The organism is Bacillus sp. sid0103, from assembly GCF_019219025.1.
Map to the genome: position 1 here is coordinate 1 of NZ_JAHUWN010000058.1, position 10,463 is coordinate 10,463.

Consider the following 10,463-nt stretch of genomic DNA (forward strand, 5'->3'; position numbering starts at 1 on the left):
GGTCATCTATACAATATGATAGCGAATACCATATTGGAGATCCTGCAGAAATGATATGCAAGAAGGCAAAAGAAGGAGATTACGACCTGATCGTAATGGGCAGCAGGGGACTTAGCCTCTTTTCAGAACTGCTCGTGGGAAGTGTAAGTCATAAAGTGGTCCAGCACGCTCATTGTGCTGTAATGATTGTAAAGTAAATATGAGGTGATCGTTACCCCAAGTACTAAGAGAAAAAGTATAAGAAGTAAGCAAGCTCGTATTTACCATCATGGTACAAATTCTATCGGAAGCCGAATTCAAATGAAATGTACTAATTGTAAAAAGACTGTTCGTATCCATAAAGAAAAAATAATACTAAAGGAGTTGAAGGGTAAATGGCAGAGCACGTTCGAATCGGGAAAACAGATTTATATGTCAATCCAATTGGTTTAGGAACAAACGCAGTCGGCGGTCACAATCTTTTTCCTAACCTTGATGAAGAAACTGGAAGGAAATTAGTTCGCGCAGGACTGGCACACGGGATAAATTTTTTGGATACAGCTTTTATCTATGGTCCCAAACGTTCCGAGGAGATCATTGGTGAAGTCGTAAAAGAAACCGGTAATCGCTCAGAAATTGTGATTGCGACAAAAGCAGCTCATAAAATTGTTGGTCCTGAAGTTGTGATTGATAATTCTCCTGCTTTTTTAAAACAATCTGTCGAAGAGAGCTTAAAACGTCTGCAAACGGATTACATTGATTTATTTTATATTCATTTCCCTGATCAGGATACGCCAAAGGATGAAGCCGTTGGAGCCCTAAAACAATTGAAGGATGAGGGAAAAATCAGAGCGATCGGTGTCTCCAATTTTTCGATTGAGCAATTGAAAGAAGCCAATAAAGATGGTTATGTGGATGTCTTTCAAGGGGAGTATAATCTGCTAAGCCGCGGGGCCGAGAAGGAGTTATTCCCTTATGTTGCTGAGCATACCATTTCCTTTATACCGTACTTCCCGCTTGCTTCAGGATTATTAACGGGCAAATATAACAAAAATACCGATTTAAGTGAAAAAATGAGAAAACGCCCGCAATTCCGAGAGGGCGTTTATGAGGAGAACCTGGAAAAAATCGAGAAAGTTCGTAAAATTGCCGGTGAAAAAGGGACTGAAGTTGCCCATGTCGTTCTTGCCTGGTATTTAACCCGTGAAGGCATTGACGTCATCATTCCGGGAGCGAAAAGGGCAGAACAAGTCTTGCAAAATCTGAAAACACTGGAAGTCCATTTAACGAATGAAGAAATTCAAGAAATTGACCGGATTTTTTCCTAAAAATAATATGATGGGAAACAGGAAAACACAAATTATCGATCTGGCACTGAAACTAATTCGTGAAAAAGGTTATGTAGCCATTAGCTATGATGATTTATCCAAAATATTGGGTGTGACGAAAGCAAGCATCCATTATCATTTTGAAAAAAAGGAGGATTTGGGAGTTGCCGTTACCGAACGGGTGCTTCAAAATTTGCAGGACTTTTCCTCGTTCATTACAAATTCTAACCTGACTGTTGAAGAAAAAATCAAGAATTTTTATGAGAGACAAATTGTTTTATGTGACGGTGGGATATGCGCCGTATCATCTCTTCAGTCTGATTATGAATCCCTTCCTGAAAAGGTAAGGCAAAAAGTACGAGAAATCAGTCAGTTAGAAATAACGATTATTAAAAATATTCTTAAGGTCACACTGGAAAATAGGGGAGCCAAAGAAATTGAATCATTAGCTTTTGCCATCGTGTCTTGTATGAAAGGAGCAATACAATACGAAAGGGTACTGGGAAAGCAGATATTGCCGCAAGCAATGAATGAAATATCCCGCCTTTTAAAAGGTTAAAAGGCGGTTTTAAGCGAGCAAACTTACCAGTCTCCAAGAAGGTAAAAAAATTAAAACCATCCTTTTCTATAATTCTAGCGTCGGCTGTCTTAACAATTTACATATGGAAAATAGCATGGGCAGCTATGCCACAGAATTTAGTAAACGGAATCCGGAAACGGGAAAATTGGATGGTCCATCATGAAGATTGATTATGCAAAAGCCCCAGAAGGCTGGAGTAAAAACCTAAGCACTGTTTGATCAAAAGCCTGTTTTTACTGGAGATGAGTGGAAGGTGTTAATCGAAGGGCAGCATCTTCTTGGTGATTTGGCAACTGAAAAGGATATGAAAATCGTGTATCACCAAAAAGTTATTGATTTTGTATAAAGTGAAGTCTAAATAATCTAAAAAATGTAACCGTTTTCTATACTAGTAAATAGCGAAGGGTATCCATGAGTGGCCGTCCTTATATTTGGCATAAGTGGGGCTGAAACCAGGGGCAGATGTACATGTCTTTGTGGTGATAGACTTAACATCTTTCGTTAAATCATGTGGAAAATAAAGGATGAAGAATTTTAACAAAAACTTCTGACAAATAAGATGTGCTGGATAGTATAAATGACTATCCTGCTTTTATTAGGAATAGGTTTTATCATTTAAGAATTTTAGAAGAACATTTATTACGCCTTTAACTCTCTAAAAATATGTTTAAAGATTTGAAATGATAAAGTGTTGAAATAATTAACCACTCATTGTAAATGATATCTTCTTTGTTTCTATTCCTCCGATTTAAAAGCCCTTCTAAGCTTGAGCATACATTCTCCACATTTTGCTGGAAGGGCTAAATTCATAACTAACACAAACAATGAAAAAATTCAGCGTTTAATTCGTTATATTAACTTCATTTTTATCGATTTCTTCCATTTGCTTTAATCTATTCTTTATGTGTTTGTTGGAAATAAATAACATTGCTATGAATAAAATTAGACATCCACCCATAATCAACAAGAAAAATTGCAACCAAGTATTGAGAACTGAAAACTCCATTCAAATCCCCCTCGATTTAATGACTTGTCTCTAATTATTTCTATGTATGTAAAAAAAATCCTCCTATTGAAGTGCAATAATTATAGGTTTGACCTTTTTAAGGTAAGTATTTATTTGACCTTTACATTGGTTATGGAAAAGAAATCAAGATTAATGATGGATTCAAATTCATCTTGGATTTGAATTCTTTTATTTAAAGAATCAATTTTCATTACAAATCCAATACGGGAAGTAAAAAATCCGTCTTTCCATGTAGTAATTTCTAAAAGTAATTTGGTTTCCATGCTATTAGATAATAGCTGTTCCATCTCTTCTATTTTCATTTCATCCAGCAGTGGTCTAGGAGTTTTTTGATCATTCTTCCAAAGATCCTTTAACATTTTGATGGATTCCGGCATGAAAAACCCATGCCACAATGTCATCAGGCTAGAACACATTCCTTCTGTGGAATATCCATGCTGGACACATTACAAGAAAAAATTTACTTTAGCCGCTCTCTTCTCCTTCCCAATTGTTTAGCCGCTTGCTGAGCTTTTTCTTGTTCAGGGTTGGAATAGAGTGCAGCTGTTGTTGTAGAAGAATGTCCAAGCTGGCGCATAAGAAGATGAATATCTCCCGTTTCCTCCATTAAATTTGTAGCATAAGTGTGTCTTAACTTATGGGGTGACATCGATTTATTGTGTTTATAAGCTTTTGTATACTTTTTTACTAAACTCTCAATTGCTCGATTTGAAAGGGCAGAGGAGGTATTATGAACTTTTGCAACAAATACATACTCATTTTCTTCAGAGCTTGCTTTATATCTTTCTTGACGTATATCTAGATAGGCTTTCACATCCTGCATAGATTCAGGTACAACGGAAACGGTATCCTGTTTGCCACCTTTCCTAATAACGTTAATACGATTTTCATCAAAATCTAAATCTCGTAAACGTAGGTTTGAAAGTTCATTTACGCGAATTCCACTGCCTAAAAACAGGGAGAGGATAGCAATATCACGTTCCTTGTCTCTCTTAAAGTAAATCTTTTTTCTTGGTTCTTGTTCTAACTCATTTTCATATTCTTGTTGAATGTACTGCAAAAAGTGAATGTCATCATCATTATGGAATATTTTCGTTGAGATTTTACTTGCTCGAGCACCAAGCGTCTCTTTTACTTTGTTGACTTCAATTTTTAACATTACATTACGATAAAAATAGGGTTCACCGTCATCATTTTCTGTTTGAGTAGTTAAATATTTATATAGGGAACGTAATGCTGATATTTTTCGGTTTATTGAGACCTTTTCTGGTTTTTTCGTTTCATCTTTTTGTACCTTAATATCACGTCTTTGAAGATATTTAAAAAAATTCTTTACATCATCCAACTTTAAATTCTCTAGGACGGATATGGGAATGTCTTTTATATTTGATACCTTAGCAATCTTTTTTTCTGCTAACCATTCAAAAAACAATTTGTAGTCGTACAAGTAATTCAAAAGAGTTGAGGGAGAACGATTGTCAATCTTATCGTCAACATATTCACCAACATAGGAGGGCATCATTTTGACCATTTCCATTAGTTTCTTTTCGTGTATCTGATGTTGTCTCGAATCAGCCATAAGGGGTATGCTCCTTGTGATATTTTGTCGATTTATGCGTAAAATTCAATTTTTACGTATAGTTATTAACATAATAACTTCATGGTAAACATAGGATTTATTGCTTTTTACTGAAAAAAAGGGAGCCGTAAGAAAGTAGGATTATTTTATAGGGACTTTTACGTAATCATACTTATCCGGATACATACTTCTAAACTTACTAATAGCATTTTCAGCAGCTTCTTTAGATTCAAAAACTTCATTTAAAATAATTGCTTCTTCATTCGTATTTATATGAAATACTCTAATTTTATATCTCATAGAAAACCCCCCTTATTAATATTCTAGAATTTGTCTTGTATAATCGGTAAAATCACTTAGATGCTTATCCACGATTTGATTTAGAATGTCTATATTAAGGGTTTGGTAATCGTGTACAGCAATGTTTCGAAATCCTACCATTGCTTTTAGTCTTTTGGCTATATTTTCGTCTATAATCGAGTTAGACTGAAGCATATCAAACGCATCTCTACTGGTCTGAGGCAATCCAAGGCGTTGTTCAGAAACGATATGCATGGCCAAGTCTATAGAGGCTTCACATGAACGTTGTATGTTTAGAATAATTGAATCTTGTTTCGTATAGTCTTTTAGATTAGCGGGATCGTTTGCATATACTTCTTGTATGCGGTTTATACAGCGTTCAATCACACTTATTTTGTTCAAAATCACATCATTTTTCATAAACAGACCCACTTTCACTGATATTTTTTAAGATATTCTTCCGTTCTTCGTTCAACTTTGTGTACATGCTAAGAGCAGTCATTTGTTGATTCCTCAGTAATGTGTCATCTTTTGAGTAAATGACAATACCGGTTGTGTAAATCTGTGCCTTAAAAACGGTTGATGCCGTCCCCAGATTAACCAGATCCACATCTATTTTGAGGATATCTGCTAATTCTTGAGCTAATAAAAAAATCTCATATGTAGAAAGTGATGAATCCTGATTGTAGAAAGCCACATCAATGTCGCTGTCCTTATGTGTACAGCTTTTCGCATAAGAACCAAACACAATAATAAATGAAGGATTCATTTTGCCTATAAGGAAATCTTGAATTTTTTGAAACATTTCTGATTTCATAAGACACGCTCCCTAATGATAATATGAATAGTATACCAAACATTCATTCTTATGTAAATTATTCGTAAAACTGGTATTTTACGCACAAATGATAGCGTAAATAAATTAGAGGAAGGAAAGATCCTCCTCTCTTTTTACTATCGACACGAAACTCCCAATAAATTTAAGACACTAAATCTTGCTGAAACATGATTTAGCTTCAATATTGATGAAACAAAAATCCTAAGGCTTATGTGTCATTTAGGATCTTTTATAGCCTTTAGTTAATGCTTTTCGATATAAGCGCCTGATTGCGGAAGATTGAAAAACGCTAAAGGGGCTACAAAAAATGGCTTCTAAGTTATTTTACTAACGCACCCATTAGTTTAAGTGCATCTCTTCACATTCTCAAATATTCTCTTCCTTCATTTTTCTTCATAATCACTAAATAAATAACAATACTTACAATCATTAGACAATAGGTAACATTTTGTGCAATTCCAATAATGTCACTCCAGCTCCTTATACCATTCACAAACAATTGTAGGAACAACCCTGCAAGTAAAACCATTAGAACATATGGTGTTTTTTTTATTAAAAATCCTAAAATTCCACCAAGGATACCACCGATAGTTGAAGCTCCGTACCAACTCGCATAAATAAATGCCTGTTCTTTGAATGATAAAGATACTGCTGCATCCGTATAAAAATGCCCAATCACGAAGTAAAATGAAATTGCAGAAATTGTATAAATGGCTCCAAGTAATGAAGCCTCCCTAATGTTCCTCGAAAACAAATAGCCAACAAGCATTGCAAGAATAAACCACATTGGTAAGGAATTAATCATTACCGCTAAATATGAAATGATTAATTCAATAACTGTTACACCATCACTCAAATATGGCAAATTATCAGAAATAACCGAAAAAAATGCAACAATTAAACCAACGATAAATGTAAAGCTAATAAACTTTATCCAATGCCCTCTATTCTCTTTATTCTCCTTCAACAAAGCACCTCCCTATGTATATAATACAATCGCAACATCTTTCTATTTAAAAATACCTTACATAATTTTACCATTAAAACCTTTTCTTGTTAAATTATCCTGCCCTTTAGTTCAATAAAAAAGAAGGCTGCCGCAGCAACCCTTTGTTCCACTAAAGAATTACTATAAACCATTAAAAACCTGTATTGATTTATAAATCGATACAGGCTTTTTAATAATGTTTATTGTCAATTTGATTTCCTATTATTTTTTTCTTCCGTTCGAATATATTTTATAAAGGACTTTTTTTTGAAAATATTCCAAAAAATTTTGTAAAAATATTTAACTCAGACGAAAGGTGATGATATGTTTTCCATTCTTACATTTCCAAACCCAATTTTGTTTCAAAAAGCAATGGATGTTGAACACATTTATAGTGTAACTCCACTTTTGAATGAAATGAAAACGTTCGTGGAAAATTCGCCACATGTATTAGGAATTTCATTACCGCAAGTCGGCGTATCAAAACGGGCTTTTGTTGCTCGATTTACAACAGGAACAGAAATTTTAATCAATCCAAGTTTTGATATACTTGATCCAACACCCAACTCATTACCATCTGGCGAAGGATGTATCTCTCTTCCAGGGATTATAGGGATTGTTCAGCGCTACCTCATGATAAGGATTTCCTATTTATCAATCTTTGGTGAAAGGACATTCCGTGAGATGGGAGGGATGGATTCGATTATATTCCAGCATGAATTTGATCATTTGGAAGGAATTCTTTTTACAAGCAAAACTTTGCAGGCATTTTAAAAAGGCAATGGATTTTGGGGCTGTTGACAAAAATAATAGGATTTTCTAAAACCTGAATAGAATTTTTTCTATACAGGTTTTTTATTGGGGGAATTTTTTATGATGGGTCTTAAAGATGAATATCAAAGTAAACTTGAATTGATTGATTTAAATGTGTTTGTTCCTTCAAATCATATTCTTCGTCAAATTAATGAAAAAATAGATTTCTGCCACGGTAGCGGAACAAGAAAAAAGGCTGCCGCAGCAACCTGGTCTTTTTCAACTCTAGCACCCGATAGTTTAAGTACGATTCTTCACAAACTATTAGCTCGTTTAGTTCAATAACAAAATCATTTTAGATTATTGGTATTAAAAAAATTCAAAAAACCTGTTTTTTACTTTAACAGTGAGTAAACATCCGTATCATATGGTATATCATTTTGATACATAAACTTTTTTAGCGTACCTTCCTTTGTAAAACCTAATTTTATTAATAACTGACTCGAAGCTTTATTTTCAACAAAAACAATTGCACCTATACGCTCTAATCCAAGTTCTTGAAACCCATAAGAAATCACTTTATCAACAGCTTCACTAGCAAATCCATTACCCCATTTTTCTGGGAAAAGTGCATAGCTTATGTTCGCTCTTTTATGTTCAAAAGACCAATCCTGTAAACCAATAGTCCCAATAATAGTACCTGTTTCTTTTAGTTTAATGCCCCATTTTACTCCATTTTTTTCTTTGAATTGTCCTGCGAAATTTTTAATGATTTGTTTTACCTGCTCTATACTTGTTAGAGGTTTCTGACCGTAATAACGTAATACATAATCATTCGAAAAACACTTTAATATATCTTTAGCGTCATTTTCAACTAATTCCCTTAACACTAATCGTTTCGTTTCAAGCACAGGAAACATTCTACCACTCCTTAAATAAGCATTAAAATGTATTAATTTTATGTATATATCCTAACATAAAATTCCATATTCTTTTTGGACTAACCTGCTTACGTTAGTTGAAGAAGAAAATAAAATCTTTATTTTATAAAAAAAAAAGAGAGCCTTAGCTCTCCAACAATCGGTTAACTTTCTGAATCTCCCCTTCAAATAACCTCATATCCAACTCGTAATCATCATGACCATCAAATGAATCCAACATATCTTTTTCTTGATGTAATGTTATCAAATACTGCTCCAATGAAAACCCACCACTTTGGATTGTATTCTCAAACACAACTTTAAATCTGCTCATTTATTTCACCTCGACAGATAGTATTTCCAATACAATAAATGAAATTCGTATTTTATTACCAAATATAAAAGGACCATTTAGTTCCTTTTGGCTTCTTCAAGTAAAGCTACCCGTTAGTTGAAGAAGCATCTAATTAATTAGCATTTAATCGATAAGATAATATATGACTTACCGATTAATCCTTTTATTTAGTCTTATCTATCGAAAACTTCTTAAATGCCAAGACTGCATTATGTCCTCCAAAACCAAAACCATTAGAAATAGCATAGTTTATTTTTGTCTTAACTGCATGGTTTGGAACGTAGTCTAAATCACAATTTTCATCTGGTATTTCGTAATTGATAGTGGGAGGAGCTATATCTTCCATGATACTTTTGAGTGCTATAATGGACTCAATTCCCCCTGCAGCTCCGAAAAGGTGTCCAGTCATTGATTTGGTAGAACTCACCTTTAAATTATAAGCATGATTACCAAAAACACTTTTAATTGCTTTAGTTTCTGATTTATCTCCTTCAGGGGTACTAGTTCCATGGGCATTTATATAATTTACATCAGTAAGGTTGATTTCACCCATTTCTAAAGCTAATTTCATAGCATTTGCTGCACCGTTATAATCAGGGGAAGTAATATGATAGGCATCCGTTGTGGAACCATATCCTACAATTTCTCCTAAAATTGTCGCTCCTCTTTCTTTAGCGTGTTCATACTCTTCAAGGAATAATACACCTGCTCCTTCTGACATAACAAAGCCATCACGTTGACTGTCAAATGGACGGCTTGCCCTTTCTGGAATATCATTAAAAGTGGACATTGCTCTCATTCTTGAAAATCCAGCAAAAGCTAAAGGATTAATAGGAGCTTCAGCCCCTCCAGCTAATATTCCATCAGAGTAACCATGCCGAATATTTAAAAAAGCCTCCCCAATCGCTTGATTCCCTGTTGCACAAGCAGAAACAGGAGAATAGCTAGGTCCCTTAAATCCTGTTTTTATGGAAATAATACCTGAAGCCATATTACTAATCATCATAGGAACCATAAATGGAGAAACTCTTCTTGGTCCTTTTTCAATTAAGAATTTATGATTATCTAATATGGTATTAATTCCTCCAATACCTGAGCCAATATATACCCCGAATCGCTCCTTATTTATATTATCTACATCAATATTTGCTTGGTCTAAGGCTTGTTTAGCAGCAGCATAACCATATTGCACAAACAAATCATATTTCCCTAATTCTTTTTTATCAAGATATTGCTCTGCATTAAAGTCGGTAATAAAACCACCAATTTGAGTGCCTATATCTTTGAAGTCATCAGATTGAATTTTTTTGATCCCTGATTTACCTTCTTTAATATTATTCCAAAACTCTTCTACGTTATTTCCTAACGGTGAAACTACTCCATATCCAGTCACTACAACTCTACGTGGCATAATCAACACTCCTCTTAATTCTTCACACTATACTTAAAACGATTATTTCAAAAGACTTCTAAAAAGTTCGATTACATTTGAAAATAATGTATTCCCCCAAAACATGCTATATTGTAGTCCGCCTTTTGTACTTGAAATCAGAAGGACAGCTAATGATTCTTTCCTGGAACATGCGAATCTATCACACTGTTTTGGATTTGAACATAGAATAATCACCTCGTTTTATGAATTATATACTTGGTATTAATACCTGGTACTAATTATACATAAAAAAAATTCTTCTTCATACAGATAGGTAAGGGTTTGAAGTTATCGCTCCCTTTTCCCCCCGTTCACACCGTACATGAGACTTTCACCTCATACGGCGTTCCAACTAATCCAATTCAAATTAATCATCAACACTTC

14 protein-coding genes are annotated in these 10,463 nt (G+C 34.2%); 5 read left to right on the top strand and 9 right to left on the bottom strand.

The features are described from left to right. The 3 genes from KW850_RS31595 to KW850_RS31605 all read left to right on the top strand — a co-directional run. On the top strand, positions 1-197 hold a 197-nt coding region (locus KW850_RS31595), incomplete at its 5' end, for a universal stress protein (RefSeq protein WP_218351586.1). A gap of 177 nt (positions 198-374) precedes the next feature. Further along, on the top strand, positions 375-1,307 hold the full coding sequence (locus tag KW850_RS31600) for an aldo/keto reductase (RefSeq protein ID WP_218351587.1): 933 nt from the start codon (positions 375-377) through the stop codon (positions 1,305-1,307). After that, positions 1,270-1,866, top strand: coding sequence for a TetR/AcrR family transcriptional regulator (locus KW850_RS31605; protein ID WP_256358574.1), 597 nt, complete (start codon positions 1,270-1,272; stop codon positions 1,864-1,866). Before KW850_RS31600 ends, KW850_RS31605 begins: the two co-directional genes overlap by 38 nt. Before the next feature lie 1,137 nt (positions 1,867-3,003). Here KW850_RS31605 and KW850_RS31610 read toward each other — a convergent pair. The 6 genes from KW850_RS31610 to KW850_RS31635 form a co-directional block, all read right to left on the bottom strand. After that, a complete protein-coding gene (locus tag KW850_RS31610; protein WP_308128891.1) occupies positions 3,004-3,330 on the bottom strand; it encodes a YolD-like family protein in 327 nt (108 codons plus the stop codon). A gap of 44 nt (positions 3,331-3,374) precedes the next feature. Continuing rightward, positions 3,375-4,493 carry a tyrosine recombinase XerS gene (gene xerS / locus KW850_RS31615; protein WP_218351589.1) on the bottom strand — a complete coding sequence of 373 codons (1,119 nt, stop codon included), beginning with the start codon at positions 4,491-4,493 and terminating at the stop codon, positions 3,375-3,377. 141 nt (positions 4,494-4,634) lie between these two features. Further along, complete coding sequence (locus KW850_RS31620; protein ID WP_218351590.1) at positions 4,635-4,793, bottom strand: hypothetical protein; 159 nt, start codon at positions 4,791-4,793, stop codon at positions 4,635-4,637. A 15-nt stretch (positions 4,794-4,808) separates the two neighbouring features. Next, positions 4,809-5,213 (bottom strand): type VII toxin-antitoxin system HepT family RNase toxin, encoded by a 405-nt coding sequence (hepT, locus tag KW850_RS31625; protein ID WP_218351591.1) that lies wholly within the window; start codon positions 5,211-5,213, stop codon positions 4,809-4,811. Beyond that, on the bottom strand, positions 5,203-5,610 hold the full coding sequence (mntA, locus tag KW850_RS31630; RefSeq protein WP_218351592.1) for a type VII toxin-antitoxin system MntA family adenylyltransferase antitoxin: 408 nt from the start codon (positions 5,608-5,610) through the stop codon (positions 5,203-5,205). The genes hepT and mntA overlap by 11 nt, the downstream gene beginning before the upstream one ends. A gap of 379 nt (positions 5,611-5,989) precedes the next feature. Continuing rightward, on the bottom strand, positions 5,990-6,598 hold the full coding sequence (locus KW850_RS31635) for a hypothetical protein (RefSeq protein WP_218351593.1): 609 nt from the start codon (positions 6,596-6,598) through the stop codon (positions 5,990-5,992). Positions 6,599-6,943: 345 nt separating this feature from the next. On the opposite strand from KW850_RS31635, the gene KW850_RS31640 reads away from it, so the two are divergent. Further along, entirely contained in the window at positions 6,944-7,393 is a 450-nt protein-coding gene (locus KW850_RS31640; RefSeq protein WP_218351594.1) for a peptide deformylase, read from the top strand. A gap of 99 nt (positions 7,394-7,492) precedes the next feature. Then, a complete protein-coding gene (locus tag KW850_RS31645; protein ID WP_218351595.1) occupies positions 7,493-7,717 on the top strand; it encodes a hypothetical protein in 225 nt (74 codons plus the stop codon). 50 nt (positions 7,718-7,767) lie between these two features. On the opposite strand, the gene KW850_RS31650 is transcribed toward KW850_RS31645, so the two are convergent. The 3 genes from KW850_RS31650 to fabF all read right to left on the bottom strand — a co-directional run bounded on the left by KW850_RS31650 (position 7,768) and on the right by fabF (position 10,058). Further along, the gene (locus KW850_RS31650; protein ID WP_218351596.1) at positions 7,768-8,292 is read right to left on the bottom strand and encodes a GNAT family N-acetyltransferase; all 525 of its coding nucleotides are present in this window, start codon (positions 8,290-8,292) and stop codon (positions 7,768-7,770) included. A gap of 145 nt (positions 8,293-8,437) precedes the next feature. After that, on the bottom strand, positions 8,438-8,626 hold the full coding sequence (locus KW850_RS31655) for a hypothetical protein (protein ID WP_088087141.1): 189 nt from the start codon (positions 8,624-8,626) through the stop codon (positions 8,438-8,440). A 184-nt stretch (positions 8,627-8,810) separates the two neighbouring features. Continuing rightward, positions 8,811-10,058, bottom strand: coding sequence for a beta-ketoacyl-ACP synthase II (gene fabF / locus KW850_RS31660; RefSeq protein WP_218351597.1), 1,248 nt, complete (start codon positions 10,056-10,058; stop codon positions 8,811-8,813). Positions 10,059-10,463: the final 405 nt, after the last annotated feature.